Source organism: Xenorhabdus sp. Sc-CR9, from assembly GCF_963897815.1.
GTDB lineage: Bacteria > Pseudomonadota > Gammaproteobacteria > Enterobacterales > Enterobacteriaceae > Xenorhabdus.
On record NZ_CAWQTY010000192.1, the window covers coordinates 1 to 25,126 of the forward strand.

General features: G+C 43.5%; 42 protein-coding genes and 1 pseudogene. 5 read left to right on the forward strand and 38 right to left on the reverse strand.

Annotated elements, in window-relative coordinates; genetic code table 11:
* Positions 1-453 precede the first annotated feature (453 nt).
* Entirely contained in the window at positions 454-1,005 is a 552-nt protein-coding gene (locus tag AACQ81_RS13830; protein ID WP_237387654.1) for a gamma carbonic anhydrase family protein, read from the forward strand.
* Here AACQ81_RS13830 and AACQ81_RS13835 read toward each other — a convergent pair.
* The 5 genes from AACQ81_RS13835 to dprA form a co-directional block, all read right to left on the reverse strand.
* Positions 975-1,244 (reverse strand): DUF1488 family protein, encoded by a 270-nt coding sequence (locus AACQ81_RS13835; RefSeq protein ID WP_237387655.1) that lies wholly within the window; start codon positions 1,242-1,244, stop codon positions 975-977. The two genes, AACQ81_RS13830 and AACQ81_RS13835, sit on opposite strands and share 31 nt — an antisense overlap.
* Positions 1,241-2,059 (reverse strand): shikimate dehydrogenase, encoded by an 819-nt coding sequence (gene aroE, locus AACQ81_RS13840; protein ID WP_237387656.1) that lies wholly within the window; start codon positions 2,057-2,059, stop codon positions 1,241-1,243. The genes AACQ81_RS13835 and aroE overlap by 4 nt, the downstream gene beginning before the upstream one ends.
* Before the next feature lie 6 nt (positions 2,060-2,065).
* Positions 2,066-2,635, reverse strand: a complete 570-nt coding sequence (gene tsaC / locus AACQ81_RS13845) for an L-threonylcarbamoyladenylate synthase type 1 TsaC (protein WP_237387657.1) — start codon at positions 2,633-2,635, stop codon at positions 2,066-2,068.
* Positions 2,628-3,188, reverse strand: a complete 561-nt coding sequence (locus AACQ81_RS13850) for a DNA topoisomerase family protein (RefSeq protein WP_237387658.1) — start codon at positions 3,186-3,188, stop codon at positions 2,628-2,630. The genes tsaC and AACQ81_RS13850 overlap by 8 nt, the downstream gene beginning before the upstream one ends.
* A gap of 63 nt (positions 3,189-3,251) precedes the next feature.
* Positions 3,252-4,337, reverse strand: coding sequence for a DNA-protecting protein DprA (dprA, locus tag AACQ81_RS13855; protein WP_237387659.1), 1,086 nt, complete (start codon positions 4,335-4,337; stop codon positions 3,252-3,254).
* A 132-nt stretch (positions 4,338-4,469) separates the two neighbouring features.
* Between dprA and def the strand changes: the two genes are divergently transcribed.
* The 4 genes from def to trkA all read left to right on the forward strand — a co-directional run bounded on the left by def (position 4,470) and on the right by trkA (position 8,801).
* Positions 4,470-4,982, forward strand: coding sequence for a peptide deformylase (gene def / locus AACQ81_RS13860; protein WP_237387660.1), 513 nt, complete (start codon positions 4,470-4,472; stop codon positions 4,980-4,982).
* A 24-nt stretch (positions 4,983-5,006) separates the two neighbouring features.
* Positions 5,007-5,954 (forward strand): methionyl-tRNA formyltransferase, encoded by a 948-nt coding sequence (gene fmt, locus AACQ81_RS13865; protein ID WP_237387661.1) that lies wholly within the window; start codon positions 5,007-5,009, stop codon positions 5,952-5,954.
* 86 nt (positions 5,955-6,040) lie between these two features.
* Positions 6,041-7,330 carry a 16S rRNA (cytosine(967)-C(5))-methyltransferase RsmB gene (gene rsmB / locus AACQ81_RS13870; protein ID WP_237387662.1) on the forward strand — a complete coding sequence of 430 codons (1,290 nt, stop codon included), beginning with the start codon at positions 6,041-6,043 and terminating at the stop codon, positions 7,328-7,330.
* 94 nt (positions 7,331-7,424) lie between these two features.
* Positions 7,425-8,801 carry a Trk system potassium transporter TrkA gene (gene trkA, locus AACQ81_RS13875; RefSeq protein ID WP_237387663.1) on the forward strand — a complete coding sequence of 459 codons (1,377 nt, stop codon included), beginning with the start codon at positions 7,425-7,427 and terminating at the stop codon, positions 8,799-8,801.
* A 33-nt stretch (positions 8,802-8,834) separates the two neighbouring features.
* On the opposite strand, the gene AACQ81_RS13880 is transcribed toward trkA, so the two are convergent.
* The 33 genes and pseudogenes from AACQ81_RS13880 to tuf form a co-directional block, all read right to left on the reverse strand.
* On the reverse strand, positions 8,835-9,035 hold the full coding sequence (locus AACQ81_RS13880) for an alternative ribosome-rescue factor A (protein ID WP_237387664.1): 201 nt from the start codon (positions 9,033-9,035) through the stop codon (positions 8,835-8,837).
* A 108-nt stretch (positions 9,036-9,143) separates the two neighbouring features.
* On the reverse strand, positions 9,144-9,557 hold the full coding sequence (gene zntR / locus AACQ81_RS13885; RefSeq protein ID WP_237387665.1) for a Zn(2+)-responsive transcriptional regulator: 414 nt from the start codon (positions 9,555-9,557) through the stop codon (positions 9,144-9,146).
* Positions 9,558-9,736: 179 nt separating this feature from the next.
* Positions 9,737-10,129, reverse strand: a complete 393-nt coding sequence (gene rplQ / locus AACQ81_RS13890) for a 50S ribosomal protein L17 (protein WP_010847501.1) — start codon at positions 10,127-10,129, stop codon at positions 9,737-9,739.
* A gap of 40 nt (positions 10,130-10,169) precedes the next feature.
* The gene (locus tag AACQ81_RS13895; RefSeq protein ID WP_038269634.1) at positions 10,170-11,159 is read right to left on the reverse strand and encodes a DNA-directed RNA polymerase subunit alpha; all 990 of its coding nucleotides are present in this window, start codon (positions 11,157-11,159) and stop codon (positions 10,170-10,172) included.
* 25 nt (positions 11,160-11,184) lie between these two features.
* Entirely contained in the window at positions 11,185-11,805 is a 621-nt protein-coding gene (rpsD, locus tag AACQ81_RS13900; protein WP_069317323.1) for a 30S ribosomal protein S4, read from the reverse strand.
* Between the two features lie 35 nt (positions 11,806-11,840).
* Positions 11,841-12,230: a 30S ribosomal protein S11 gene (rpsK, locus tag AACQ81_RS13905; RefSeq protein WP_002919257.1), complete on the reverse strand. Its 390-nt coding sequence runs from the start codon at positions 12,228-12,230 to the stop codon at positions 11,841-11,843.
* 15 nt (positions 12,231-12,245) lie between these two features.
* Entirely contained in the window at positions 12,246-12,602 is a 357-nt protein-coding gene (gene rpsM / locus AACQ81_RS13910) for a 30S ribosomal protein S13 (RefSeq protein ID WP_237387666.1), read from the reverse strand.
* A gap of 147 nt (positions 12,603-12,749) precedes the next feature.
* Complete coding sequence (rpmJ, locus tag AACQ81_RS13915) at positions 12,750-12,866, reverse strand: 50S ribosomal protein L36 (RefSeq protein ID WP_012768118.1); 117 nt, start codon at positions 12,864-12,866, stop codon at positions 12,750-12,752.
* Positions 12,867-12,897: 31 nt separating this feature from the next.
* Positions 12,898-14,229, reverse strand: a complete 1,332-nt coding sequence (gene secY / locus AACQ81_RS13920) for a preprotein translocase subunit SecY (protein ID WP_010847496.1) — start codon at positions 14,227-14,229, stop codon at positions 12,898-12,900.
* Positions 14,230-14,236: 7 nt separating this feature from the next.
* Positions 14,237-14,671, reverse strand: coding sequence for a 50S ribosomal protein L15 (gene rplO, locus AACQ81_RS13925; RefSeq protein WP_237387667.1), 435 nt, complete (start codon positions 14,669-14,671; stop codon positions 14,237-14,239).
* A gap of 3 nt (positions 14,672-14,674) precedes the next feature.
* Positions 14,675-14,854 carry a 50S ribosomal protein L30 gene (rpmD, locus tag AACQ81_RS13930; protein ID WP_045968059.1) on the reverse strand — a complete coding sequence of 60 codons (180 nt, stop codon included), beginning with the start codon at positions 14,852-14,854 and terminating at the stop codon, positions 14,675-14,677.
* 5 nt (positions 14,855-14,859) lie between these two features.
* On the reverse strand, positions 14,860-15,360 hold the full coding sequence (rpsE, locus tag AACQ81_RS13935) for a 30S ribosomal protein S5 (protein WP_092553277.1): 501 nt from the start codon (positions 15,358-15,360) through the stop codon (positions 14,860-14,862).
* A gap of 14 nt (positions 15,361-15,374) precedes the next feature.
* Positions 15,375-15,728, reverse strand: a complete 354-nt coding sequence (gene rplR / locus AACQ81_RS13940; RefSeq protein WP_092553280.1) for a 50S ribosomal protein L18 — start codon at positions 15,726-15,728, stop codon at positions 15,375-15,377.
* Between the two features lie 9 nt (positions 15,729-15,737).
* Positions 15,738-16,271, reverse strand: a complete 534-nt coding sequence (gene rplF / locus AACQ81_RS13945) for a 50S ribosomal protein L6 (RefSeq protein WP_237387668.1) — start codon at positions 16,269-16,271, stop codon at positions 15,738-15,740.
* A 14-nt stretch (positions 16,272-16,285) separates the two neighbouring features.
* Positions 16,286-16,678: a 30S ribosomal protein S8 gene (gene rpsH / locus AACQ81_RS13950; protein WP_069317328.1), complete on the reverse strand. Its 393-nt coding sequence runs from the start codon at positions 16,676-16,678 to the stop codon at positions 16,286-16,288.
* 33 nt (positions 16,679-16,711) lie between these two features.
* Entirely contained in the window at positions 16,712-17,017 is a 306-nt protein-coding gene (gene rpsN / locus AACQ81_RS13955) for a 30S ribosomal protein S14 (protein WP_010847489.1), read from the reverse strand.
* Between the two features lie 12 nt (positions 17,018-17,029).
* Positions 17,030-17,569 carry a 50S ribosomal protein L5 gene (gene rplE, locus AACQ81_RS13960; RefSeq protein WP_237387669.1) on the reverse strand — a complete coding sequence of 180 codons (540 nt, stop codon included), beginning with the start codon at positions 17,567-17,569 and terminating at the stop codon, positions 17,030-17,032.
* 13 nt (positions 17,570-17,582) lie between these two features.
* Entirely contained in the window at positions 17,583-17,897 is a 315-nt protein-coding gene (rplX, locus tag AACQ81_RS13965; RefSeq protein WP_237387670.1) for a 50S ribosomal protein L24, read from the reverse strand.
* A gap of 10 nt (positions 17,898-17,907) precedes the next feature.
* Positions 17,908-18,279 (reverse strand): 50S ribosomal protein L14, encoded by a 372-nt coding sequence (gene rplN, locus AACQ81_RS13970; RefSeq protein ID WP_010847486.1) that lies wholly within the window; start codon positions 18,277-18,279, stop codon positions 17,908-17,910.
* A gap of 175 nt (positions 18,280-18,454) precedes the next feature.
* Complete coding sequence (gene rpsQ / locus AACQ81_RS13975) at positions 18,455-18,709, reverse strand: 30S ribosomal protein S17 (RefSeq protein ID WP_010847485.1); 255 nt, start codon at positions 18,707-18,709, stop codon at positions 18,455-18,457.
* Positions 18,709-18,900 (reverse strand): 50S ribosomal protein L29, encoded by a 192-nt coding sequence (rpmC, locus tag AACQ81_RS13980; protein WP_010847484.1) that lies wholly within the window; start codon positions 18,898-18,900, stop codon positions 18,709-18,711. Before rpmC ends, rpsQ begins: the two co-directional genes overlap by 1 nt.
* Positions 18,900-19,310 carry a 50S ribosomal protein L16 gene (gene rplP, locus AACQ81_RS13985; RefSeq protein WP_012990491.1) on the reverse strand — a complete coding sequence of 137 codons (411 nt, stop codon included), beginning with the start codon at positions 19,308-19,310 and terminating at the stop codon, positions 18,900-18,902. The genes rpmC and rplP overlap by 1 nt, the downstream gene beginning before the upstream one ends.
* 12 nt (positions 19,311-19,322) lie before the next feature.
* Positions 19,323-20,024 (reverse strand): 30S ribosomal protein S3, encoded by a 702-nt coding sequence (gene rpsC / locus AACQ81_RS13990; RefSeq protein ID WP_092553295.1) that lies wholly within the window; start codon positions 20,022-20,024, stop codon positions 19,323-19,325.
* A 17-nt stretch (positions 20,025-20,041) separates the two neighbouring features.
* The gene (gene rplV / locus AACQ81_RS13995) at positions 20,042-20,374 is read right to left on the reverse strand and encodes a 50S ribosomal protein L22 (protein ID WP_237387671.1); all 333 of its coding nucleotides are present in this window, start codon (positions 20,372-20,374) and stop codon (positions 20,042-20,044) included.
* 14 nt (positions 20,375-20,388) lie between these two features.
* Complete coding sequence (gene rpsS / locus AACQ81_RS14000) at positions 20,389-20,667, reverse strand: 30S ribosomal protein S19 (protein ID WP_011148791.1); 279 nt, start codon at positions 20,665-20,667, stop codon at positions 20,389-20,391.
* 14 nt (positions 20,668-20,681) lie between these two features.
* Entirely contained in the window at positions 20,682-21,506 is an 825-nt protein-coding gene (gene rplB / locus AACQ81_RS14005) for a 50S ribosomal protein L2 (protein WP_092553298.1), read from the reverse strand.
* Positions 21,507-21,524: 18 nt separating this feature from the next.
* On the reverse strand, positions 21,525-21,827 hold the full coding sequence (rplW, locus tag AACQ81_RS14010) for a 50S ribosomal protein L23 (protein WP_237387672.1): 303 nt from the start codon (positions 21,825-21,827) through the stop codon (positions 21,525-21,527).
* Complete coding sequence (gene rplD, locus AACQ81_RS14015; protein WP_237387673.1) at positions 21,824-22,429, reverse strand: 50S ribosomal protein L4; 606 nt, start codon at positions 22,427-22,429, stop codon at positions 21,824-21,826. Before rplD ends, rplW begins: the two co-directional genes overlap by 4 nt.
* A gap of 16 nt (positions 22,430-22,445) precedes the next feature.
* A complete protein-coding gene (gene rplC / locus AACQ81_RS14020) occupies positions 22,446-23,078 on the reverse strand; it encodes a 50S ribosomal protein L3 (protein WP_237387674.1) in 633 nt (210 codons plus the stop codon).
* 32 nt (positions 23,079-23,110) lie between these two features.
* Positions 23,111-23,422, reverse strand: a complete 312-nt coding sequence (gene rpsJ, locus AACQ81_RS14025) for a 30S ribosomal protein S10 (RefSeq protein WP_001181005.1) — start codon at positions 23,420-23,422, stop codon at positions 23,111-23,113.
* Positions 23,423-23,737: 315 nt separating this feature from the next.
* Positions 23,738-24,214, reverse strand: coding sequence for a bacterioferritin (bfr, locus tag AACQ81_RS14030; RefSeq protein ID WP_237387675.1), 477 nt, complete (start codon positions 24,212-24,214; stop codon positions 23,738-23,740).
* A 76-nt stretch (positions 24,215-24,290) separates the two neighbouring features.
* Positions 24,291-24,485: a bacterioferritin-associated ferredoxin gene (gene bfd / locus AACQ81_RS14035; protein ID WP_237387676.1), complete on the reverse strand. Its 195-nt coding sequence runs from the start codon at positions 24,483-24,485 to the stop codon at positions 24,291-24,293.
* Between the two features lie 246 nt (positions 24,486-24,731).
* Positions 24,732-25,126 (reverse strand): annotated as a pseudogene (gene tuf / locus AACQ81_RS14040) (elongation factor Tu); the annotation flags it as partial.

Below are 25,126 nucleotides of genomic sequence, written 5' to 3' on the forward strand. Positions count from 1 at the left end.
TGTTAGTTCATAATGAATTAACTGTTGTTCACTCTTCAAGACTTGGTAATCTTTTTCGCCTTGCGGCGTGAGATACAGTCCTGCGAGTGCCCACACAGATTGTCTGATTAACTTGTTAAAGAGCGGGGCAACCGGGAAGTGGCTTCCGGGTTGCGAGGCTGCGTATCTTACGCTTTTTGCCTCCGGAGTCAAGCGTTTATTTTCGCTCTTTTCCGACTTCCCGCCGCGGCCTGTCTCAGCGCAGCGTCGGTCAGTGGTGGCGCATTATAGGGCGTTTTCCGCCGCTGGCAAGAGTTTTTTTGAATTTTATTTTCAAACGAACATTTTTCGCACCAATCGATATAAAAACCACCCGAACAGACTAATATTGAAACAAACTTTTTCATTGCATGGCGATCTTTTCCTCAATAACATCTCCATTAACTGTTATTTATTTTTACTGTTGAGGTTTTTATGTCCACTGTATTACGCCAATATCTAGACTTTTATCCTCAAATTGGCCAAAAAGTTTTTTTAGACCCTTCTTCTGTAGTGATCGGTGATGTCAGATTGGCAGATGATGTCAGTATCTGGCCCCTTGTAGTAATCCGGGGAGATGTAAATTATGTATCAATTGGTTCGCACACAAACATTCAAGATAGCTCTGTTTTGCACGTAACTCATAAATCCCATGATAATCCAAATGGTTTTCCTCTCATAATTGGTGAAAATGTCACAGTAGGTCATAAAGCGATGTTGCATGGATGTACAATTGGAAATCGGGTATTAGTTGGTATGGGTTCTATTTTACTTGATGGTGTAATTGTTGAAGATGATGTTGTCATCGCAGCTGGCAGTCTTATTCCTCCAAGGAAAAAATTAGAAAGTGGCTACCTTTATGTAGGCAGGCCAGCCAAACAGGTAAGGAAACTTAAACCTGAAGAATTGGAAGAGCTACTTTATTCCGCCAATAATTACGCTCGCTGGAAAGATAATTATTTATCGGCACAATCTGAAGGCAAATAATAACGTCCTTGCTGATCATCATTCCCACTCAAAATAACTGTTTCGAATTCCTCCTCCAGATCCCAGCGATGTTGACGAAACAGCTCGAGTGGGTGGTTTGATTTACCATAGCGTATAATAATTGTATCAGCGCTGATCATACACTCCACCAGCAAACCATCGACCATCGCAGGAAATAGCACCTTATTTTCTATTTCATTCCACTCTTCACGGTCAGGAAACTGAATTGATTGGTTCATGCGTGTAGCTCTCTCCTTAAGACAGATAAAACAGGCTCTATTTCAGGAAATACACCATGCCACAATTCAAAAGCATACGCAGCCTGCCCGACTAACATGCCTAAACCATCAGCTAAACGAGCAGCGCCATTTTTATGAGCAAAATTAAGGAAAGGGGTAAGTCCTTGTTGATAATACATGTCATAACAGACGCTATTGTTTTGAAAAACCAACGGTGATATTTCAGGAACTTGTCCATTAAGACCGGAAGCTGTTGCATTAATGATAACGTCAAAATCTGGAGAAGTAAGGGACGCGATTTCAATCGCCCAGATATTGCCTAGTTGAGAAAATTTATTCGAGATGATTTGTGCCCGCTCAAAGGTACGGTTAGTTATAGTGACTGAACAACCTAATGACAACAAAGGAGATATTACCCCTTTTGCCGCTCCCCCAGCTCCAATTATTAAAATATTTTTCCCCTGAGAGAGGAAATCAAGTCTCTGTAAATCCACCAACAAACCTATACCGTCTGTATTATCACCAAGAAGCCGATTTCCCTCAATCCGCTTTAAAGTATTAACTGATCCACTAATCCTTGCCCGTTCAGTCAATTCATCAGAGATCTGATAGGCTCTTTCTTTGAAGGGAACAGTAATATTCGCACCTAATCCCCCTTGCTCAAAAAAACAGCCTAAAATCTGTTCAAAACACTCGATCGGAGCAAGTATCCGCCCGTATTGATGATCGATTCCTGTTTGTTCAGCAAATAATCGATGAATATAAGGAGATTTACTGTGTGCTATTGGGTTACCAAAAACCGCGAATTTATCCATTATTTTCTATCCTTGCCGATATAATTTACCAGTTAAAGCATCTCTGATTTCTGATGGATTTTCACGTCCTCCTACTTCTCCCTCCAGAACTGGAATACGGTTCCCAAATTGCTGACGCACTTCTTCAATACTCCGGCATGGTTCTAATCCACTTAAATTCGCACTAGTTGAAACAAGAGGTTTTTTATACAGGGAGCATAGTTGATTAACTAAAGGATGATCCGTAACTCTAACTGCCAAAGTTGAAAACTTACCCGTCAGCCATTTCGGTGTCGTTTTTTTGGCTGGAATTACCCATGTCACAGGCCCCGGCCAAAATGAAAATATGGTTTCTTTCTGGTCATCATTCAGCTGCTCTGCATCAATATAAGGACATAACCGCCCATAATTATCAGCAATAAGGATTAATCCTTTTTCCCAAGACCTATTTTTCAATGCTAATAATTCTTGTACAGCATTTTCACTATCAGGGTCACAGCCCAATCCAAAAACAGCTTCTGTCGGATAGGCAATAACTTTTTCTTCTTTCAAAGCCGTGACAATTGAATCAAATATAGGGGCGATTTTGTTACTCATTTTTACTCTCAATTTCATGAAATTGCTGCTTGCTACACAATTTACTGGCACAAATTAATTTTACGCCTTGAGAAGTGCGCTTTTCTATTAATAATGGGTAGTGACAAAACATACATTCTCCTGAAATTGGCTTATTATTAAGTGTAAACTGACACTCTGGGTAGCGATTGCAAGAATGGAATGTTTTACCAAAACGAGACTTACGCTGAAGTAATTTTCCCTGCTGGCATTGAGGACAACTAATTGATGTATCGTCAGGTTTATCAATCAATTCTGTGTGTCCACATTCTGGATACTGACTACAACTAATGAACATGCCATAACGCCCCTGCCGTAAAACCAGAGTAAAACCACATTTCGGGCATATTTTCCTATCCAATTCCTTAACCACATGCCCATCATTCTGAGCTTTTAAAGGACGAAGATAATGGCAGGATGGGTAACTGGAACACGCATAAAATGGGCCATGAGTTCCATTGCGGATCACTAACTCAGAGCCACACTCAGGACAATACTCTGTTTCTTTTATAATAAAGGGAACTTTCTTAGACATATCTCACCCACAGAATATCAACCACTATAAGATTGATATCATTAAAATAACAAATCTTTATTATCAATTAGTTAAAACATATCCACCAGCAACAGCAGCAACTTTCCCCATAAGTTCCAACTCTAATAGTTTGGTCATTACTTCTGCAACAGGAAGGGAAGAACGCTGGGCTATCACATCAATAGGAGTCACTTCGTTACTTACGTTAACCAGCACGTCTGTAAATGGCAACTCTGTTTGTTCAAATTGTTTATCTTCTTCTTTTCTTTTTTCTTCGATACTAACCCACTGAAACGAAATATTAATATGTTCCATTATATCCATCACATTTGTTGCCAAATAAGCACCTTGCTTAATTAACCAATGATTACCCTCATTCGAAGGAACACCCAATGGTCCCGGTAGAACAAAGATATCTCTTCCTTGTTCAAGGGCACAGCGGGCCGTAATCAGTGATCCGCTATTCTTATGAGCCTCTACAATAAGAGTAGCCAGGCTCAATCCACTAATAATTCGATTTCGTCTTGGGAAATTTTTAGCTTTAGGCGGTGTGTCAGGAAAAAACTCAGAAACCAACGCACCGCTTTCTTTAATACGCTCGGACAAAGACTGGTGCCGACTGGGATAAATATTTTCAAGACCACTTCCAAGTACAGCAATGGTTTTTCCTCCTGAATCCAATGCAGCTTGATGACAAATACCATCAATACCAACTGCCAACCCGCTAGTTATTATCAAATTATTTTTAGACAGCTCCCCAGAAAATATCTTTCCCCATTTTTCACCATAGAATGTCGCAGCCCTGCTACCAACCATTGATATTTGTTTTTGGGACAAAACTGATATGTCACCTGCAACAAAAAGCAGAAGAGGTGGCGAATGTATTTGCTTTAATAAAGGGGGATATGCGGGATGAGAAAAAGTCAGTAAATGATTATCCGGCCGTCCTAACCAATTTAAACACGAAATTAGCGTGGAAGGATTAGCCTTAATAAATTGCAGACATTGAGTAGATGAAAGACCGCATTCTTTAAGAAAGGCTGCGCTACAATTGTTCGTTTGCAACAAACGCTCCATAATAGGAATTGCCTTCACTACTGAAAGGTGAGAAACCATTCTCATTCTCAACCATATTTCCATCGCTTCCATAATCGTCATCCTGACTTGATTTAGAGTAACATAAGCATGATTAATTTGTGTTCAATACTGTCAATCTAAACGGGAAATGTCTAGAATAGGCACTCATTATCACTCACTTTTTGGATGCAGTTCTAAACATATATGTCAGTTTTACAAGTATTACATTATCCAGACGAGCGACTTCGCACTATTGCAAAGCCAGTAGAAAAAGTCGATGCAAAAATCCAGCGTATCATTGATGATATGTTTGAAACAATGTATGCAGAAGAAGGCATTGGCTTAGCAGCAACACAAGTCGACATTCATCAAAGAATTATTGTCATTGATGTCTCTGAAAATCGCGAACAGCGTCTTGTGCTGATTAATCCAGAATTGGTCAATGAATCTGGTGAAACAGGAATAGAAGAAGGTTGCCTATCTGTTCCTGAACAACGTGGGTTTGTACCTCGTTTTGAACAAGTCAAAATTAAGGCGTTGGATTATCACGGCCAGCTATTTGAATTGGAAGCCGATGGTCTGCTCGCAATTTGTATTCAACATGAAATGGATCACTTGGTTGGTAAACTTTTTGTCGATTATTTATCGCCGTTGAAACGCCAACGTATCCGCCAGAAAGTTGAAAAAATTGACCGACTAAGAGCCAAGAACAAATAAATTCTATCATTGCAGGAAATAACAGTGTCTGATTCTTTACGTATTATTTTTGCCGGAACCCCTGATTTCGCGGCTCACCATTTGGCTGCTCTATTAAACTCTCAACACAACGTTGTCGGAGTTCTCACTCTACCAGACAAACCGGCAGGAAGAGGTAAAAAACTGACACCAAGTCCTGTAAAGGTATTGGCTGAAGAACAAAGTATTCCGGTTTTTCAGCCAAAAACCTTACGAACAGCAGAAAGCCAACGGTGGCTCATGGAGCAACAAGCCGATATTATGATCGTTGTTGCATATGGATTGATTCTTCCCCAAGCTATTTTAGATATACCACGTCTGGGATGCCTGAATGTTCACGGATCTTTGTTACCTCGCTGGCGTGGAGCTGCACCTATTCAGCGCTCAATTTGGGCTGGAGACCAAGAAACTGGTATCACAATCATGCAAATGGATGCGGGGCTTGATACTGGTAGTATGCTACTGAAGGCGGTTTGTCCAATTACAAAAGAAGATACCAGCGCCAGTTTGTACGAAAAACTTGCTGATATTGGTCCTGAAGCTTTACTAACTACCTTAAATTTAATCATATCGGGAAAATATCAGCCTGAAATTCAGGATAACACTCTTGCAACCTACGCTGAAAAACTAAACAAGGATGAAGCAAAAGTAGATTGGAATTTGCCAGCGATCCAACTTGAACGTTGCATTCGAGCTTTCAATCCTTGGCCCATGAGTTTCTTCTTAATCGATGATCAACCTATTAAAATTTGGCAAGCAGCAGTTATCACAGAGAAAACAACTCAAGCTCCCGGAACAATTATTAGAGCAGATAAAAAAGGTATTCAAGTTGCAACTGTAGATGGAATATTAAATATTACTCAGTTACAACCGCCTGGCAAAAAAGCAATGTCAGCAGCCGACCTCTTAAACTCCAGGCGTGAATGGTTTACATCTGGTAGCAAAATTAACTGATATTAATTTTGTCCGTATGCTTTTAGCATACGGGCTTCTTCCTATTTTTAATTCTACAGGCAACAATCAGCTTTTTTGACCATATCATGAAAAACACATATAACTTGCGAAGCATCGCTGCAAAAGCGATCACTCAAGTGCTGGAGCAAGGACAATCTCTCAGCACCGTTATCCCAGAACTCCAGCAAAAAGTTTCTGACAAAGATAAAACTCTACTCCAAGAACTCTGTTTTGGCATTATGAGAGTATTACCTCAGCTTGAGTGGTTTATTAGTCAACTAATGACAAAACCATTAAAAGGAAAACAACGTATTTTCCACTACCTGATCATGGTTGGAATATATCAGCTTATTTATACTCGCATACCTGCGCATGCGGCACTTGCGGAAACTGTTAATGGAGCGATTAACTTAAAACGACCACAGTTAAAAGGGTTAATCAATGGTGTTCTTCGCCAATTTCAACGTCAACAGCAAGAATTAGTCGAACGCGCAAATAGTCATATCAGTCAATACTTACATCCTAAGTGGCTGCTAGAACGTATTCAAAAGGCGTATCCGCAAAACTGGCAAACTATAGTCGATGCGAATAACCAAAAACCGCCTATGTGGTTACGAGTAAACCAACTTCATCATACAGCTAATGAATATATCGCTTTATTAGAAAACGTTAACATAGAAGCAGAACTGGATACAGATCATCCTAGTGCCATTCGTTTGCTAAATCCCTGCCCCGTAAATTATCTACCTGGGTTTGATCAAGGATGGGTAACTATTCAGGATCGCTCTGCTCAGGGATGTGCTGAACTATTAAGTCCATGTAACGGGGAATCTATATTAGATCTTTGTGCTGCACCTGGTGGAAAAACTACCCATATTCTCGAAATAGCGCCAAAATCTAAGGTTCTCGCTATCGATATTGATGAACATCGAATTAAACGAGTAAAAGAAAATTTACAACGACTCAATTTACATGCTGTTGTAAAAACAGGTGATGGTCGTCTTCCACATGAATGGGCTGCAGGTGAGCAATTTGATCGTATTCTCCTAGATGCACCATGTTCTGCCACAGGAGTTATTCGCCGCCATCCTGATATAAAATGGCTACGCCGCAATGAGGATATTGATCAATTAGTTACATTACAATCTGAAATTCTTGATGCTGTATGGCCGTATTTAAAGAAAAATGGCACTCTGGTTTATGCAACTTGTTCAATCTTACCTCAAGAAAATAGCGAGCAAATTCAATCATTTTTGGAGCGTCATTCTGATGCTGAATTACCAGAAACAAAAATTCACGAAAAATCAGGAACACAAATAATCCCAGAAGCAGCAGGTGGTGATGGTTTCTTTTATGCTCGACTAACTAAGCAATAATATTCCTCTCTCGTTCCAAATGAACGGGAAGATTTGATAATTTTGCTAAAATAGCAAGATTAGGAAGACGGCTTCGAATCAAGAAGAGAATGCTATGAAGATAATTATTCTGGGGGCAGGCCAAGTTGGTGGAACATTAGCCGAGAATTTGGTTGATGAAAACAATGATATTACTGTCGTTGATACCGATACAGATCGTTTACGCCAATTACAGGATAAATTCGATCTCAGAGTTGTAAATGGTCATGGCTCCCATCCCAGAGTATTAAGGGAAGCAGGGGCTGAGGATGCTGATATGCTGGTAGCTGTCACAAACTCAGATGAAACCAATATGATCGCATGCCAAATTGCTTACTCTTTATTTAATACACCCAATAAAGTCGCTAGGATACGGTCGTCAGAGTATATTCGAGAATCAGAAAAGTTGTTTCAGCCTGATGATATTCCTATTGATTATCTAATATCTCCTGAGCAATTGGTAATTGACTATATCTATAAATTGATTCAATACCCTGGTGCATTACAAGTCGTTAATTTTGCAGAAGATCGTGTCAGTATTGTGGCAGTCAAGGCCTATTATGGCGGCTCTTTAGTTGGTAATGCTTTATCATCACTCCGAGAGCATATGCCACATATTGATAGCAAAGTTGCCGCAATATTTCGTCAAGACCACCCAATCAGGCCACAAGGTTCAACAATTATTGAAGCAGGAGATGAAGTATTCTTTGTTGCAGCGTCACAACATATCAGGGCTGTAATGAGTGAATTGCAACGACTTGAAAAACCGTATAAGCGCATAATGATAGTTGGTGGAGGCAATGTTGGAGCTGGCTTAGCCTTACGGCTTGAGCAGGATTATAGTGTCAAGCTAATTGAGCACAACCAAGAAAGGGCTATAGAACTAGCAGAAATATTGCACAATACCATTGTGTTTTATGGGGATGCTTCAGACCAAGAATTACTCGCTGAAGAACATATTGAACAAGTTGATGTTTTTATTGCATTAACAAATGACGATGAAGCCAATATTATGTCAGCCATGCTTGCAAAAAGAATGGGAGCCAAAAAAGCAATGGTTCTTATTCAACGTAGTGCATATGTCGATTTAGTACAAGGTGGGGTCATTGATATTGCTATTTCCCCGCAACAAGCTACGGTATCAGCATTACTTGGTCATGTTCGTAAAGCGGATATTGTCAGTGTGTTTTCATTAAGGCGAGGAGTCGCTGAAGCTATCGAAGCGATAGCCCACGGTGACGAACATACATCAAAAGTAGTTGGGCGTAAGATAAGGGATATCAAACTACCATCTGGAACAACAATTGGTGCGATTGTCCGTAGTGAAGAAGTCATTATTGCCAATGATTACAGTATTATTCAACAAGGTGACCATGTAATTATGTTTATTACTGATAAAAAATTCGTTCCTGAAGTGGAAAAACTTTTCCAGCCTAGCCCTTTCTTCCTTTAAAAATATCCCGTTAAATATAGTTTACTTAATAAGTTAGAAGGCCAATGATAACAACTTGAGAAAATTATTATCATTGGCCTCCCAACCATCGCTTTTACCATGTTTAGCGTTGCGGCTATAACTTCCTTTACCTTTCTTATTTTTTTCTACTCTCTGTCTAAATAAAGGATCGTGCAGGAGAGCTTCTATAGCGTTATCTTTAATAATGCCTTTTTTATGGCGATATGTTGTCATAATAGCCTCTAAAAATAATTGATTAATAAAATTATTAATTTGTTCAGATCGTTAACTGATCATAAACAGCCAAATTGTACTCTCAGCATACAGAATAATAAAGAAAAATTATTTATTCGTTGCTCCCTCTTCTAAAATCTCCAATATCGAACAATATGTGCTGACATGCGTACTACCACAGCACGCGTCACTCAGCATTTTCAGAGAATCACGCATTTTTTGCATTTCCAATAGTTTTTTTTCAATTTCCTGCAATCTTGAATCAACGATTTGTTTCGATTCTTGACATGTGTGGTGTTCGGGATCTACTCTGATTGACAATAATTCCATAATTGCTTCCAGTGTGAAACCCAATTGTTTTGCATAACGGATAAAACGCAATCTCTGTAAGTCTTGTTCCGTATAAAGTCTATAACCTCCCTCTGTTCTTTCTCCATGGAGCATTAAGCCCTGCTTTTCATAAAAGCGGATAGTATCAGGTGTAACACTTGTTAATTTAGCCAACTGACCAATACGATACATATGAGATATCTCCATCGTATAGAAAGTAAGAACAATACTATCAGAATAGATTAAAAGATCACTCGTACAGGATAAATTTGCAGATTAGTCAATGAAAAATAAGATGAAGATTATGTAGGAAGAAAATTAAAGAGCAGTAAAAAACCGGGATAATACCCGGTCTTTTACGCTTCTACAGATTACTCTGCAGATGCTGCTTCTGTCTGAGACTCAGCTGCGCGGTCAACAAGCTCGATGTATGCCATCGGAGCATTGTCACCAGCACGGAAGCCACACTTCAAAATACGAGTGTAACCACCAGCGCGGCTCGCAAAACGCGGACCCAGTTCATTAAACAGTTTTGCCACGATCTCGTTATCACGAGTACGGGCGAATGCCAGACGACGATTAGCTACGCTGTCGGTCTTGGCAAGAGTAATCAGCGGCTCAACGACGCGACGCAGTTCTTTCGCTTTAGGCAGAGTCGTCTTGATGATTTCATGACGAACCAAAGAACCTGCCATGTTGCGGAACATAGCTTGGCGATGGCTGCTGTTGCGGTTCAATTGACGACCACTCTTACGATGGCGCATGACCTTATCCTTCTCAGTAAAACCTTAACCTGTGATCTAGTTATTCATCAGCAATACTTGCCGGTGGCCAGTTTTCCAGACGCATGCCCAGAGAAAGTCCACGTGAAGCCAGTACGTCTTTAATCTCAGTAAGAGATTTTTTACCCAAGTTAGGTGTCTTAAGTAACTCAACTTCGGTACGCTGTACCAGATCACCGATGTAGTGGATAGCTTCTGCTTTAAGGCAGTTAGCAGAGCGGACAGTCAATTCCAGATCGTCAACAGGGCGCAGCAGGATCGGATCAAACTCTGGCTTCTCTTCTTTAACTTCCGGTTGACGTACATCACGTAAATCAACAAAAGCTTCCAGTTGTTCAGCCAGAATGGTAGCTGCACGGCGAATCGCCTCTTCAGGATCGATTGTACCGTTAGTCTCCATCTCGATAACCAGCTTATCCAAGTCAGTACGCTGTTCTACACGAGCTGCTTCAACATTGTAGGCAATACGCTCTACTGGGCTATAGCAAGCATCTACTAACAAACGACCGATAGGACGCTCATCTTCTTCCGAATGAATTCGGGCAGAAGCCGGCACATAACCTCGACCGCGCTGAACTTTAATACGCATGCTAATGGAAGCGCTTTCGTCAGTCAGATGGCAGATTACGTGCTGCGGCTTGACGATTTCGACATCACCATCATGGATGATGTCGGCTGCAGTCACAGGGCCAATGCCAGATTTATTCAAGGTAAGGATAACTTCATCTTTACCCTGAACTTTCACCGCCAGCCCTTTCAGATTGAGGAGAATCTCCAGGATATCTTCCTGTACACCTTCTTTGGTGCTGTACTCATGCAGTACACCATCAATCTCAACCTCAGTCACCGCACAACCCGGCATAGACGAAAGCAGAATACGGCGCAGTGCGTTGCCAAGAGTATGGCCAAAGCCACGCTCTAATGGCTCAAGGGTCACCTTGGCGTGCGTCGAACTGACTTGCTCGATATCTACCAGGCGCGGTTTTAGAAACTCTGTCACAGAACCCTGCATTGTGTCCTCTCTTTGGTGCTAAGCTTTACTTAGAGTAAAGCTCGACGATCAGGTGTTCGTTAATGTCAGCGGATAGATCAGTACGCTCAGGAATACGCTTGAACATACCTTCCATCTTCGCAGCATCAACTTCCAACCAAGTTGGTTTCTCACGCTGCTCAGCCAGCTCTAAGGCTGCTTTAATGCGAGCCTGCTTCTTCGCTTTTTCACGAACGCTGACTACGTCATTCGGGGATACCTGATAAGAAGCGATGTTAACAACGCGACCATTTACCATGATAGCCTTATGGCTTACCATTTGACGTGATTCAGCACGAGTCGCGCCAAAGCCCATACGATAAACGACGTTATCCAAGCGACTTTCCAGCAAATTCAGCAGGTTTTCACCTGTGTTGCCTTTCAGACGAGTCGCTTCTTTATAATAGTTACGGAATTGACGTTCCAGAACACCGTAAATACGACGAACTTTTTGTTTCTCACGTAACTGTACACCGTAGTCAGACAGACGCGGTTTGCGTGCGCCATGCTGTCCTGGTGCTTGTTCTAATTTACACTTGGTGTCAATCGCGCGAACGCCAGACTTCAGGAAAAGGTCTGTACCCTCGCGACGGCTCAGCTTGAGCTTAGGACCCAAATATCTTGCCATTTTCTTTCTCCAACAATCCTAAAAACGAAAACGTATTAAACGCGACGTTTTTTCGGTGGGCGACAACCGTTATGAGGAATCGGAGTCACATCAGTAATATTAGTGATGCGGAAACCAGCCGCATTTAATGCGCGGATAGTCGACTCACGGCCAGGACCAGGTCCTTTAACCATAACTTCCAGGTTCTTAATTCCGTATTCTTTTACTGCTTCAGCACAGCGTTCTGCTGCAACCTGAGCCGCGAACGGAGTAGATTTACGAGAACCACGGAAACCGGAACCACCGGCAGTTGCCCAACCCAGCGCATTACCCTGACGATCAGTAATAGTAACGATGGTGTTGTTGAAAGAAGCATGGATATGAGCCACACCGTCAGAGACTTGTTTTCTTACACGCTTACGTGCACGAATAGGTGCTTTTGCCATTATTCAATACCCCGATTATTTCTTGATCGGTTTACGCGGACCCTTACGGGTACGTGCATTGGTCTTAGTACGCTGACCGCGAACTGGCAGACCACGACGATGACGCAAACCACGATAGCAACCAAGATCCATCAGACGTTTGATACTCAGGGTTACTTCACGACGCAAATCACCTTCTACAACGTATTTAGCAACTTCGTCACGCAGCTTGTCAATTTGCTCTTCAGACAGCTCACTGATCTTAACATTTTCAGCAATACCTGTTGCTTCACAGATAGCCTGTGAACGGGTTTTGCCGATACCGTAAATCGAGGTTAACGCGATTACGGTATGTTTCTGATCAGGAATGTTAATGCCTGCTATACGGGCCACTATGCACTCCTACAATATTTATTCACCGCAACACCATTCTGAAAAGCCCGTTTTCAGGATACTCAAATAATGTTGCTGTCAGATAAAAAGATTGGCTGGCTAATTTAGCCAGCTCAACCCAACTTTGCAAGAAAAATATGCGATTAATTAGCCTTGGCGCTGTTTATGCTTAGGCTCTGCACTGCAAATTACACGAACGATACCGTTACGTTTAACTATTTTGCAGTTGCGGCATAATTTCTTGACGGAAGCACGAACTTTCATTTTTACTCTCCGTAACTTCTCAAGCAAACCATTAGCGGTTATATCCTTTCAGGTTTGCCTTCTTCAATGCAGACTCATACTGACTCGACATCATTAGAGTTTGCACTTGAGCCATAAAGTCCATGATAACGACAACTACAATCAGTAGGGAAGTACCACCAAAATAGAATGGAACTTTCATCGCGTCACGCATGAACTCCGGGATTAAGCAGATAAAAGTAATATATAACGCACCAACTAAGGTTAGACGAGTCATTACTTTATCGATATACCTAGCCGTTTGCTCTCCCGGACGAATTCCTGGTACGAATGCACCGGACTTCTTCAGGTTATCTGCTGTTTCTCTTGGATTGAATACCAAAGCCGTATAGAAGAAACAGAAGAAGATGATTGCAGATGCGTATAATAACACATAAAGCGGTTGACCTGGCTGCAAATACATAGAAATAGTTGTCAACCAGTTCCAGCCTGTACCTCCACCAAACCAAGAGGCTATGGTACCAGGGAACAAAATAATACTGGAAGCAAAAATTGCGGGGATAACCCCAGCCATATTCACTTTCAACGGTAAATGCGTACTTTGCGCCGCGAAAACTTTACGACCTTGTTGACGTTTAGCATAGTTAACAACGATACGACGTTGACCACGCTCCATGAAAACAACGAAGAAAGTCACAGCAAACACTAATACTGCAACCAACAGCAACAGGAGGAAGTGCAGATCGCCTTGCCGAGCTTGCTCGATGGTGTGACCAATTGCAGGCGGTAAACCCGCAACGATACCAGCAAAGATTATGATTGAAATACCGTTTCCGATACCTCGTTCAGTAATCTGCTCACCTAGCCACATCAAGAACATAGTTCCTGTGACCAGACTTACAACAGCCGTGAAATAGAATGCAAAACCAGGATTAATAACTAACCCTTGCATTCCAGGCATATTCGGCAACCCAGTAGCAATACCGATTGACTGGAATATTGCCAGCACTAATGTGCCATAACGGGTGTACTGACTAATCTTACGACGACCAGCTTCCCCTTCCTTCTTAATCTCTGCTAAACGAGGATTAACAACGGTTAGCAACTGGATAATGATAGATGCAGAAATATACGGCATTATACCCAGTGCAAAGATAGAAGCACGGCTTAAAGCACCACCAGAGAACATATTAAACATTTCAATGATGGTGCCTCTTTGCTGCTCGAGCAATTTGGCAAGCACAGCGGCATCAATACCAGGGATTGGAATAAAAGAACCAATACGGAAAACAATTAGAGCGCCAATGACAAACAAAAGTCTGCGTTTTAACTCGCCTAATCCGCCTTTGGCACTTTGAAAATCTAATCCTGGTTGTTTAGCCATCTGTTACTTATTCCTCAATTTTACCGCCAGCAGCTTCAATTGCAGCGCGGGCGCCTTTAGTAACACGCAAGCCACGCACAGTTACTGCACGATTAACTTCGCCAGAAAGCATTATTTTAGCGAATTCAATTTGAGGGCCAATAATGTTAGCAGCTTTCAGTGCATTCAGATCGATTACATCGCCTTCAACATGAGCAAAATCAGACAGACGAATTTCTGCAGTGATCATTGCCTTACGTGAAGTGAAACCAAATTTTGGCAAACGACGATACAAAGGCATCTGACCGCCTTCGAAACCGCGACGAACGCCACCGCCAGAACGAGACTTCTGACCTTTGTGACCACGACCGCCAGTTTTACCCAGACCAGAGCCGATACCACGACCTACACGTTTAGACGCGTGCTTGGCACCTTCAGCCGGAGACAGAGTATTTAAGCGCATCTGTTACTCCTCAACTTTAACCATATAGGAAACCAAGTTGACCATACCGCGAATAGCTGGTGTATCTTCACGTTCAACAGTATGACCAATGCGACGCAGACCTAAGCCAGTCAGAGTTGCCTTGTGTTTAGGCAAACGACCAATTGAGCTGCGAACTTGAGTGATTTTAATAGTCTTAGCCATGGTCATTACCCCAGAATTTCTTCGACGGATTTGCCACGCTTAGCTGCGACCATTTCTGGAGACTTCATGCTGTCCAAAGCGTCCAGAGTTGCACGAACCACGTTGATCGGGTTAGTGGAACCGTAGGTTTTAGCCAGAACGTTACGAACTCCAGCCACTTCCAGAACAGCACGCATCGCACCACCGGCGATGATACCTGTACCTTCGTGAGCAGGCTGCATGAACACGCGAGAACCGGTGTGAGAGCCTTTCACTGGGTGGTATAAAGTGCCGCTGTTAAGTGCGACGATTTTCATATTGCGACGTGCTTTTTCCATCGCTTTCTGGATTGCTGCCGGAACTTCGCGTGCTTTACCGTAGCCAAAACCAACGCGACCGTTACCATCACCAACTACAGTTAGTGCGGTAAAGCTGAAAATACGGCCACCTTTAACGGTTTTAGATACGCGGTTTACCGCGATCAGCTTTTCCTGCAGTTCGCCAGCTTGTTTTTCGATGTGAGCCATCTTACACCTCTACCTTAGAACTGAAGGCCAGCTTCACGGGCAGCATCTGCCAGTGCCTGGACTCTACCATGATATTGGAAACCAGAACGGTCAAAGGATACATTCATGATACCTTTTTCCAGAGCACGTTCAGCAACAATTTTACCAACTACTGCTGCGGCTTCTTTGTTTCCAGTAAATTTCAGTTGTTCACTGATAGCTTTTTCTGTTGTAGAAGCGGCCACCAGAGTTTCAGAACCATTTGGTGCGATAACCTGCGCATAAATATGGCGAGGGGTACGATGTACCACCAGGCGAGTTGCACCCAGTTCCTGGAGCTTGCGGCGTGCGCGGGTCGCACGACGGATACGAGCTGCTTTCTTATCCATAGTGTTACCTTACTTCTTCTTAGCCTCTTTGGTACGCACGACTTCATCGGCGTAACGAACACCCTTGCCTTTATATGGCTCAGGACGACGATAGGCACGCAGATCTGCCGCAACTTGACCAATCACCTGCTTATCGGCACCTTTCAGTACGATTTCAGTTTGTGATGGGCATTCCGCAGTGATGCCTACTGGCAGTTGATGCTCGACCGGATGCGAGAAGCCTAAAGACAAGCTAACTGCGTTGCCTTTAACTGCTGCACGGTAACCAACACCCACCAGTTGAAGCTTCTTAGTGAAACCTTCGTTAACACCGATAACCATTGCATTCAGCAGAGAACGAGTTGTACCTGCCTGAGCCCAAGCATCTGCAAAGCCTTCGCGTGGAGCGAAAGTCAGTTGGTTATCCGCATGTGTAACTTCAACTGCGTTGTGGATTTCACGACTTAATTCGCCGTTTTTACCCTTAATCGAAATAACCTGACCGTTGAGTTTAACCTCTACGCCGGCAGGAATGACGACGGGTGCTTTTGCAACACGAGACATTCTTTCCTCCCGAATTAAGCTACGTAGCAGAGAATCTCGCCACCAAGACCAGCTTGGCGAGCTGCACGATCAGTCATAACACCTTTAGAGGTAGAAACAACAGCAATACCCAAACCAGCCATAACTTGTGGCAGCTCATCTTTTTTCTTATAGATGCGCAGACTTGGGCGGCTTACACGCTGGATGCTTTCTACAACAGCCTTACCTTGGAAGTATTTCAGTGTCACTTCCAGTTCTGGCTTGATGTCGCCTTCGATTTTAAAATCTTCAATATAACCTTCTTCCTTCAGCACGTTGGCAATCGCCACTTTCAGCTTGGAGGAAGGCATGGTGACCGCAACTTTATTCGCGGCCTGACCGTTACGGATACGGGTCAGCATATCCGCGATCGGATCTTGCATGCTCATCTGTCTTTACTCCCGTGATTCAATTGGTGACAATTACCAGCTAGCCTTTTTAAGACCCGGAATTTCACCGCGCATAGCGGCTTCACGGACTTTAATACGGCTCAACCCAAACTTCCGCAAAAATGCATGCGGACGCCCAGTTTGACGGCAGCGGTTACGCTGACGGCAAGGGCTGGAATCACGTGGCAGTGTTTGCAGCTTGAGAACAGCATTCCAACGGTCTTCATCGGATGCGTTTACATCAGAGATGATCGCTTTCAGTTCAACGCGTTTTGCGAAGAATTTCTCAGCTAATTTCGCACGTTTTACATCACGCGCTTTCATTGATTGCTTAGCCATGAGTACCCTGCCTTACTTGCGGAACGGGAAGTTAAACGCAGCCAACAGTGCGCGGCCTTCATCATCAGATTTCGCAGTAGTGGTGATAGTAATATCCAGACCACGTACACGATCCACTTTATCGTAATCGATTTCAGGGAAGATGATTTGCTCACGAACACCCATGCTGTAATTACCACGACCATCGAAGGATTTAGCGGACAAACCACGGAAGTCACGAATACGTGGTACAGCAATAGAAATCAGGCGCTCAAAGAACTCCCACATGCGTTTTCCACGCAGGGTTACTTTACAGCCGATTGGATAGCCCTGACGGATTTTGAAGCCTGCAACTGATTTGCGAGCTTTGGTGATCAAAGGTTTCTGACCAGTGATTGCTGTTAAGTCAGCTGCTGCGTTATCCAGCAGTTTTTTGTCAGCGATCGCTTCACCAACACCCATGTTCAGGGTGATCTTCTCGACCCGAGGGACTTGCATGACAGAATGGTAACCAAACTGAGTCATCAGTTTCTGGACTACCTCGTCTTTGTAGTAATCATGCAGTTTCGCCATCGTATACTCCAAATTACTTGATAGTTTCGTTATTAGATTTGAAGAAACGTACTTTTTTGCCGTCTTCGAATCTAAAACCTACACGGTCAGCCTTGCCGGTTGCTGTGTTAAAGATTGCAACATTGGAAACATTAATAGCTGCTTCTTTTTCAACGATGCCACCTGGTTGGTTCAGAGCCGGAACTGGCTTCTGATGTTTCTTAACCAAGTTGATACCTTCAACAAGAACTTTACCAGAAGAAAGAACCTGTTTTACTTTACCGCGCTTACCTTTGTCTTTACCGGTCAGCACGATAATTTCGTCATCACGACGGATTTTCGCTGCCATTGCCTGCTCCTTAGAGTACTTCAGGTGCCAGAGAGATAATTTTCATGAACTTTTCATTACGCAGTTCACGAGTTACCGGCCCAAAAATACGCGTACCGATAACTTGCTCACTATTGTTGTTCAACAATACACAAGCGTTGCTATCGAAGCGAATGACAGAACCGTCCGGGCGACGAACACCCTTCTTGGTGCGCACCACTACCGCTTTCAGGACATCACCTTTTTTCACTTTGCCACGAGGAATTGCTTCCTTGATAGTGATTTTAATGATGTCACCGACATGTGCGTAGCGACGGTGCGAGCCACCTAGAACCTTGATACACATTACGCGACGTGCACCGGAGTTGTCGGCCACGTTCAGCATAGTCTGTTCTTGGATCATTTTAGTGCTCCGCTAAATGTCAACTACTACTGAGCCACTTTATTTTTAAAGAGGCCGTTTCAATATCCCATACTACGAGGGCGCGGCATTATAACACCACATCTTCGCGATGGACAGAAAAATAAACGGCCCCGTTATTTTTTGAGCCGTTTATTTTATACGATACAGCGATCTATTATAGAACCGCTTTTTCTACGACGCGAACTAAAGTCCAAGATTTAGTCTTAGACAGTGGACGGGTTTCGCGGATTTCCACTACATCACCAATTCCACATTCATTGTTCTCGTCATGTACGTGCAGTTTGGTCGTACGCTTGATGAATTTACCATACAGAGGATGTTTCACCTTACGTTCAATAGCAACAACAATGGATTTTTCCATTTTATCGCTTACAACACGACCTTGCAGAGTACGGATTTTATCGGTCATTACGCACCCGCCTTCTCAGTCAGTAAAGTCTTAACACGTGCAATATTACGACGCACTTGTTTCAACAGGTGAGACTGTTGCAGCTGGCCACTTGCCGCCTGCATACGCAGATTAAATTGTTCACGTAACAGGTTCAGCAGCTCAGTGTTCAGCTCTTCAACGCTTTTTTCGCGCAGCTCTTGTGCTTTCATTACATCACCGTCTTAGTAACAAAGGTGGTTTTGATAGGCAGTTTCGCTGCTGCCAGCTTGAATGCTTCACGAGCCAGCTCTTCAGGCACACCGTCCATTTCATACAGAACTTTACCGGGCTGGATCAAGGCAACCCAATATTCTACGTTACCTTTACCTTTACCCATACGCACTTCGAGTGGCTTTTCGGTGATAGGCTTGTCTGGGAATACACGGATCCAGATTTTACCTTGACGCTTAATTGCACGGGTCATAGCACGACGTGCCGCTTCGATCTGACGAGCAGTCAGACGACCACGGCCCACAGCTTTCAGACCGAAAGTGCCGAAGCTAACATCCGCACCTGCAGCCAGACCACGGTTACGGCCTTTGTGCACTTTGCGGAATTTTGTACGCTTTGGTTGTAACATCAGCGACTCTCCTTACTTGCGGCCTTTACGCTGCTGCTTTTTAGGTTGAGCAGCCGGTTTTTCCGCCTGTTCAACTGCAGCCATACCACCCAGAATCTCACCTTTGAAGATCCATACCTTAACGCCGATTACACCATAGGTGGTGTGCGCCTCAGAAGTATTGTAGTCGATGTCTGCACGCAGAGTGTGCAGAGGTACACGACCTTCACGATACCATTCAGTACGCGCGATTTCAGCACCGCCCAGACGGCCACTGACTTCCACTTTGATACCTTTAGCGCCCAGACGCATCGCGTTCTGTACAGCACGTTTCATCGCACGGCGGAACATAACACGACGTTCCAACTGTGAAGTGATGCTGTCAGCAACCAATTTTGCGTCCAGTTCAGGTTTACGCACTTCGGCAATATTAATCTGCGCAGGAACGCCAGCGATATCCGCTACAGCCTTACGCAGTTTTTCAACGTCTTCACCTTTTTTACCGATTACAATACCTGGGCGAGCAGTGTGAATAGTCACACGGATGCTTTTCGCAGGACGTTCGATAACAATACGTGAAATAGATGCTTTAACCAGTTCTTTATTCAAGTACTGGCGAACTTTAAAGTCGCTGTCTAGGTTGTCAGCGAATTCTTTGGTATTCGCATACCAGGTAGAGTTCCAAGGTTTGACAATCCCCAGACGAATACCATTAGGATGTACTTTCTGACCCATTGCTAGTCTCCAGAGTCTCAGCGATCGGACACAACCACAGTAATGTGGCTGGTGCGCTTCAGGATACGATCTGCACGGCCTTTGGCACGAGGCATAATACGCTTCATGGTCGAGCCTTCGTCTACGAAAATCTTCGCGACTTTCAGATCATCGATGTCAGCGCCATCGTTGTGTTCTGCGTTAGCAATAGCAGACTCGAGTACTTTCTTCACTAAACCAGCAGCTTTCTTGTTGGTATAGGTCAGAGTTTCCAGAGCTTGCGACACTTTCTTACCGCGGATCAGGTCAGCCACGAGACGAACCTTCTGAGCAGAAGAACGAGCGTGGCGATGTTTAGCGATAGTTTCCATCTCTTCCTCCTACCTTAGCGCTTTTTAGCCTTTTTATCGGCCGCATGGCCGCGATAAGTACGGGTCGGCGCGAATTCACCCAGTTTATGACCAACCATTTCGTCGGAAACAAAAACTGGAACATGCTGACGACCATTATGGACAGCGATGGTCAAACCGATCATGTTAGGAAAGATCGTTGAACGACGGGACCAAGTCTTAATAGGCTTTTTGTCTCCGCTTTCCACCGCTTTCTCTACCTTCTTCAGCAAGTGCAGGTCAATAAATGGACCTTTCTTGAGAGAACGTGGCATGGTTTATCCTCTAATTATTTTTTAGAACGGCGACGTACGATATATTTATCAGTACGTTTGTTGCTACGGGTCTTCTTACCTTTGGTCTGGATGCCCCATGGAGTTACAGGGTGTTTACCAAAGTTACGACCTTCACCACCACCATGTGGATGGTCTACTGGGTTCATCGCCGTACCACGAACGGTAGGACGAATACCACGCCAGCGGCTTGCACCGGCTTTACCCAGAACGCGCAACATATGTTCTGCGTTACCAACTTCGCCTAAAGTAGCGCGGCAGTCGGACAGTACTTTACGCATTTCACCAGAACGCAGACGCAAAGTTACATAAGAACCATCACGTGCAACAATCTGAGCATAAGCACCTGCTGAACGAGCCAGCTGACCACCTTTACCTGGTTTCATTTCTATGTTGTGAACAGTAGAACCAACCGGGATATTGCGCATTGGCAGAGCATTACCAGCCTTAATTGCTGAATCAGCACCGGACTGAATTTGATCACCCGCTTTCAAGCCTTTAGGCGCAAGGATATAACGACGCTCACCGTCTTTATACAGAACCAGCGCGATATTCGCTGAACGGTTTGGATCATATTCCAGACGTTCAACAACAGCAGGGATACCGTCTTTATTACGTTTGAAGTCAATCAGACGATAGTGCTGTTTATGGCCGCCACCGATATGACGAGTGGTAATACGACCATTGTTGTTACGACCACCGGTTTTGTTGTTTTTTTCTAACAACGGAGCATAAGGCTTACCCTTATGCAGCTCAGGGTTAACCACTTTAACAACGTGGCGACGGCCCGGAGACGTAGGTTTACATTTAACAATTGCCATTGTTTTTACTCCTCCGACTTACTCAGCGCCGCCAACGAAGTCCAGATTCTGGCCTTCTTTCAGGGTGACGTAAGCTTTTTTCCAGTCGCTACGACGACCAATACGCTGACCGTGGCGTTTCACTTTACCTTTAGCCAGCAAAGTGTTTACACCTTCAACTTCAACTTCAAACAGTTTCTGTACGGCAGCTTTGATCTCTGCTTTAGTCGCGTCTTTCGCAACTTTGAGAACGATGGTGTTGGTTTTTTCCATCGCTGTAGAAGCTTTTTCAGATACGTGCGGCGCGCGCAGTACTTTCAGCAGACGTTCTTCACGGATCATGCCAGCATCTCCTCAACTTGCTTCACAGCTTCAGCAGTCATAACCACTTTGTCGAAGGCGATCAGGCTTACTGGATCGATACCTGCTGTATCACGAACATCAACCTTATACAGGTTACGAGCTGCTAAGAACAAGTTCTCATCAACGTCGCCAGTGACGATCAGCACGTCTTCCAGAGCCATTTCTTTCAATTTCTGTACCAGCAACTTAGTCTTAGGTGCTTCAACAGAGAATTTCTCGACAACGATCAGACGTTCTTGACGTACCAATTCTGACAGAATGCTTTTCAGAGCACCGCGGTACATCTTTTTATTAACTTTTTGACTGTGGTCCTGTGGCTTCGCTGCGAAAGTTACACCACCAGAGCGCCAAATTGGACTCTTAATAGAACCAGAACGCGCACGGCCAGTGCCTTTCTGACGCCATGGTTTTTTACCTGAACCAGAAACTTCAGCACGAGTTTTCTGAGCACGAGTACCTTGACGAGCACCAGCTGCATACGCAACAACTACTTGATGCACAAGCGCTTCATTGAAATCACGCCCGAAGGTAGTTTCGGAAACAGTCAGCGCGCTTTGCGCGTCTTTCATTACCAATTCCATTCCTATCTCCTCGACGTTACGCCTTGACAGCCGGTTTTACGATCAGGTTACTGTTCGTTGCACCTGGAACAGCACCTTTGACCAGCAGCAGGTTACGCTCAGCGTCAACACGTACTACATCTAAGCTCTGAACGGTTACACGCTCATTACCCAGTTGGCCTGCCATTTTCTTGCCTTTAAATACCTTGCCCGGAGTCTGGTTCTGACCGATAGAACCCGGAACACGGTGAGACAAGGAGTTACCATGGGTAGCATCTTGAGTACGGAAGTTCCAGCGCTTAACAGTACCAGCGAAACCTTTACCTTTAGATGTACCAGTAACGTCGACTTTTTTAACGTCAGCGAAAATTTCAACGCTAATACTTTGACCTACAGTAAATTCTGTATCGCCTTCTGATAGACGGAATTCACGCAGGATACGGCCAGCTTCAACACCAGCTTTAGCGAAATGACCTGCTTCAGATTTATTAACACGGTTAGCTCTTTTGCTACCAGTAGTTACCTGAATTGCACTATAACCGTCAGTCTCTTTGCTTTTAACTTGAGTTACACGGTTATTTTCGATTTCGATAACAGTTACAGGAATTGAAACGCCATCTTCAGTGAAGATGCGAGTCATACCCACTTTTTTACCGACTAAACCAATCATTGTTTCAACCTCTCAATCGTTCAATGACCTGATTAACCCAGGCTGATCTGCACGTCTACACCGGCAGCCAGATCCAGACGCATCAGAGCATCAACGGTTTTCTCGGTTGGCTCAACGATGTCAACCAGACGTTTGTGAGTGCGAATTTCGTATTGATCACGCGCATCTTTGTTAACGTGCGGAGAAATCAGAACGGTAAAACGCTCTTTACGAGTCGGCAGCGGGATCGGACCACGAACCTGCGCACCAGTGCGCTTAGCGGTCTCTACGATTTCCGCAGTTGATTGATCAATCAAACGATGATCAAATGCTTTCAGGCGTATACGGATTCTTTGGTTCTGCATGAGACCAGAGCTCCAACTATTTTATAAACGTAAATAATTACTCCTCGCACCCATTTCGATTGACGGGGGAGTGTAATCGTTCAATGTGTAACCCCCATATCGGGAGTATTTTAAATGGTGGCATTCACCACACATTACTGATTATAAATCAGCCCTACTATGTAGGTAATCCCGCGTATTATACGTGAATTTACTCACAAAGCAAGATTAAGGATGAAATCTATTCAAAAAAGGGCTTATTGAAGAGAGAAAGAAGAAGGGAGATAGAAGAAAAGCGCCCTATATACATCAAATTATAGGGCGGCAAAAATATGGCTATTCTTCTTCAGTGAGCTGAGATTGAATATAATTCTGTATTCCAATTCGAGTAATGAGTTCAAGTTGAGTTTCCAGCCAATCTATGTGATTTTCTTCATCAGCAAGTACCTCTATCATCAAATCCCTGCTGACATAATCATGGACTGAATCGGCATATGCGATTGCTTCCCTGAGATCCTTCGCACCACATAACTCTAATTCCAAATCCGATTGCAGCATTTCTCCTACATCTTCTCCGATATTAAGTTTCCCCAAGTCCTGTAGGTTTGGCACACCTTCTAAAAAGAGAATGCGCTCAATAAATTTATCAGCGTGCTTCATCTCATCAATAGATTCGTGATATTCGACCTCATTTAAACGCATTAATCCCCAATTTTTAAACATCCGAGCATGAAGAAAGTACTGATTAATAGCAACAAGTTCATTACCAAGAAGTTTGTTCAGATGTGCAATTATTTTTTTATCACCTTTCATAACAAGTTCCTCCGCTTCCAGTTACTATAATGTAGTACTAATTTAGCAGAGTAATTGCAAGTAAATTGTTTTCTATTTAAGCAACATTATTCATTGGGGACAGTAAGGCTATCTCCTCATTTATTATCTCACGAGCTTGCCTTATACATTTCCCACAATCACTTCCTATAGGAACAAAGTTTCTTAATTCCCGGATAGAACGAACATGTCGCTGATGCACAGCATCACGTATCGTTTTGTCACTTATCACATTGCAGAGACAGACATACATGGAAGCACTCTTCTAACTATTTATATACTTGATAACTGTTTAGACTAATTAAATAAGCATGCCTAAATAAAAATAATCATGCTTATGCAACAAGCGTTATCGTAGAATAGTAAATAGAAATTAATCTCATTTCAATTATTGTTTTTGTTTATTTTTAGATCAAAAAAAGCCACCAATATTGGCGGCTTAAAATAAAAAAGAGGAGCTTTAGCCCCCCTTTCTTTATAATCTTTTTATAATCAAAGGTTAAGAAATTACTTTAGCAACAACACCAGCACCTACAGTACGACCGCCTTCACGGATTGCAAAACGCAGACCTTCGTCCATTGCGATTGGTGCAATCAGGGTCACGATCATGTTGATGTTGTCACCTGGCATGACCATCTCTACGCCTTCTGGCAGTTCGATAGTACCGGTTACGTCAGTTGTACGGAAGTAGAACTGTGGACGGTAACCTTTGAAGAATGGAGTATGACGCCCACCTTCATCTTTGCTCAGGATATAAACTTCTGATTCGAAAGTTGTGTGTGGCTTGATTGAACCTGGTTTAGCCAATACTTGACCACGTTCGATTTCGTCACGCTTAGTCCCACGCAGCAGAACACCTACGTTCTCACCTGCACGGCCTTCGTCCAGCAGTT

Coding starts and splice junctions, on each gene's coding strand:
- AACQ81_RS13850 (WP_237387658.1), bottom strand. CDS start 3,188: ATGTCTAAGAAAGTTCCCTTTATTATAAAAGAAACAGAGTATTGTCCT.
- AACQ81_RS13895 (WP_038269634.1), bottom strand. CDS start 11,159: ATGCAGGGTTCTGTGACAGAGTTTCTAAAACCGCGCCTGGTAGATATC.
- tsaC (WP_237387657.1), bottom strand. CDS start 2,635: ATGAGTAACAAAATCGCCCCTATATTTGATTCAATTGTCACGGCTTTG.
- def (WP_237387660.1), top strand. CDS start 4,470: ATGTCAGTTTTACAAGTATTACATTATCCAGACGAGCGACTTCGCACT.
- bfd (WP_237387676.1), bottom strand. CDS start 24,485: ATGTATGTCTGTCTCTGCAATGTGATAAGTGACAAAACGATACGTGAT.
- secY (WP_010847496.1), bottom strand. CDS start 14,229: ATGGCTAAACAACCAGGATTAGATTTTCAAAGTGCCAAAGGCGGATTA.
- rpsH (WP_069317328.1), bottom strand. CDS start 16,678: ATGAGCATGCAAGATCCGATCGCGGATATGCTGACCCGTATCCGTAAC.
- rpsD (WP_069317323.1), bottom strand. CDS start 11,805: ATGGCAAGATATTTGGGTCCTAAGCTCAAGCTGAGCCGTCGCGAGGGT.
- rplV (WP_237387671.1), bottom strand. CDS start 20,374: ATGGAAACTATCGCTAAACATCGCCACGCTCGTTCTTCTGCTCAGAAG.
- rpsC (WP_092553295.1), bottom strand. CDS start 20,024: ATGGGTCAGAAAGTACATCCTAATGGTATTCGTCTGGGGATTGTCAAA.
- rplC (WP_237387674.1), bottom strand. CDS start 23,078: ATGATTGGTTTAGTCGGTAAAAAAGTGGGTATGACTCGCATCTTCACT.
- rpsK (WP_002919257.1), bottom strand. CDS start 12,230: ATGGCAAAAGCACCTATTCGTGCACGTAAGCGTGTAAGAAAACAAGTC.
- rplX (WP_237387670.1), bottom strand. CDS start 17,897: ATGGCAGCGAAAATCCGTCGTGATGACGAAATTATCGTGCTGACCGGT.
- dprA (WP_237387659.1), bottom strand. CDS start 4,337: ATGGAAGCGATGGAAATATGGTTGAGAATGAGAATGGTTTCTCACCTT.
- zntR (WP_237387665.1), bottom strand. CDS start 9,557: ATGTATCGTATTGGTCAGTTGGCTAAATTAACAAGTGTTACACCTGAT.
- aroE (WP_237387656.1), bottom strand. CDS start 2,059: ATGGATAAATTCGCGGTTTTTGGTAACCCAATAGCACACAGTAAATCT.
- rplO (WP_237387667.1), bottom strand. CDS start 14,671: ATGCGCTTAAATACTCTGTCTCCGGCTGAAGGTGCCAAGCACGCGTCT.
- rplP (WP_012990491.1), bottom strand. CDS start 19,310: ATGTTACAACCAAAGCGTACAAAATTCCGCAAAGTGCACAAAGGCCGT.
- rplE (WP_237387669.1), bottom strand. CDS start 17,569: ATGGCGAAACTGCATGATTACTACAAAGACGAGGTAGTCCAGAAACTG.
- AACQ81_RS13830 (WP_237387654.1), top strand. CDS start 454: ATGTCCACTGTATTACGCCAATATCTAGACTTTTATCCTCAAATTGGC.
- rpsE (WP_092553277.1), bottom strand. CDS start 15,360: ATGGCTCACATCGAAAAACAAGCTGGCGAACTGCAGGAAAAGCTGATC.
- rplW (WP_237387672.1), bottom strand. CDS start 21,827: ATGATCCGTGAAGAACGTCTGCTGAAAGTACTGCGCGCGCCGCACGTA.
- rplD (WP_237387673.1), bottom strand. CDS start 22,429: ATGGAATTGGTAATGAAAGACGCGCAAAGCGCGCTGACTGTTTCCGAA.
- rplR (WP_092553280.1), bottom strand. CDS start 15,728: ATGGATAAGAAAGCAGCTCGTATCCGTCGTGCGACCCGCGCACGCCGC.
- rpmJ (WP_012768118.1), bottom strand. CDS start 12,866: ATGAAAGTTCGTGCTTCCGTCAAGAAATTATGCCGCAACTGCAAAATA.
- AACQ81_RS13835 (WP_237387655.1), bottom strand. CDS start 1,244: ATGAACCAATCAATTCAGTTTCCTGACCGTGAAGAGTGGAATGAAATA.
- rplB (WP_092553298.1), bottom strand. CDS start 21,506: ATGGCAATTGTTAAATGTAAACCTACGTCTCCGGGCCGTCGCCACGTT.
- rpsQ (WP_010847485.1), bottom strand. CDS start 18,709: ATGACCGATAAAATCCGTACTCTGCAAGGTCGTGTTGTAAGCGATAAA.
- rpmC (WP_010847484.1), bottom strand. CDS start 18,900: ATGAAAGCACAAGAGCTGCGCGAAAAAAGCGTTGAAGAGCTGAACACT.
- rpsJ (WP_001181005.1), bottom strand. CDS start 23,422: ATGCAGAACCAAAGAATCCGTATACGCCTGAAAGCATTTGATCATCGT.
- rsmB (WP_237387662.1), top strand. CDS start 6,041: ATGAAAAACACATATAACTTGCGAAGCATCGCTGCAAAAGCGATCACT.
- rplN (WP_010847486.1), bottom strand. CDS start 18,279: ATGATCCAAGAACAGACTATGCTGAACGTGGCCGACAACTCCGGTGCA.
- rplQ (WP_010847501.1), bottom strand. CDS start 10,129: ATGCGCCATCGTAAGAGTGGTCGTCAATTGAACCGCAACAGCAGCCAT.
- rpsN (WP_010847489.1), bottom strand. CDS start 17,017: ATGGCTAAGCAATCAATGAAAGCGCGTGATGTAAAACGTGCGAAATTA.
- AACQ81_RS13880 (WP_237387664.1), bottom strand. CDS start 9,035: ATGACAACATATCGCCATAAAAAAGGCATTATTAAAGATAACGCTATA.
- rpmD (WP_045968059.1), bottom strand. CDS start 14,854: ATGGCTAAGACTATTAAAATCACTCAAGTTCGCAGCTCAATTGGTCGT.
- rplF (WP_237387668.1), bottom strand. CDS start 16,271: ATGTCTCGTGTTGCAAAAGCACCCGTCGTCATTCCTGCCGGCGTAGAG.
- trkA (WP_237387663.1), top strand. CDS start 7,425: ATGAAGATAATTATTCTGGGGGCAGGCCAAGTTGGTGGAACATTAGCC.
- bfr (WP_237387675.1), bottom strand. CDS start 24,214: ATGAAAGGTGATAAAAAAATAATTGCACATCTGAACAAACTTCTTGGT.
- rpsS (WP_011148791.1), bottom strand. CDS start 20,667: ATGCCACGTTCTCTCAAGAAAGGTCCATTTATTGACCTGCACTTGCTG.